1 pseudogene is annotated in these 242 nt (G+C 76.4%); it reads right to left on the reverse strand.

Features of this window, described 5'->3' with window-relative positions:
* A pseudogene (locus ACQG3P_RS22215) lies at positions 1-242 on the reverse strand (tetratricopeptide repeat protein); the annotation flags it as partial.

Here is a 242-nt window from a genome sequence, read left to right on the forward strand (position 1 = left end):
GGCCGGCGCATGGAGGCTTCGTTGGCATGCTGGCTGGTCCAGGTGGCCAGCGCGGCGGCGTGCTGTCCGGCACGGTCCTGCACCGCGCCCAGCCAGGCGCGCAGGCCCGGCTTGGCCTCGGCCGGGACCTGCTCGATCCGCTGCTCCACGTGCGCCACAGCCGCCGCCGGGGCACGCGCCAGCAGGGCCTCGACCACGCGCATTTCACCGCTGCTGCGGCCGCGCTCCAGCGCAAGGCTCCG

The organism is Stenotrophomonas sp. SrG (assembly GCF_050031795.1).
In the GTDB taxonomy this organism is placed as follows: Bacteria; Pseudomonadota; Gammaproteobacteria; order Xanthomonadales; family Xanthomonadaceae; genus Stenotrophomonas; species Stenotrophomonas rhizophila_A.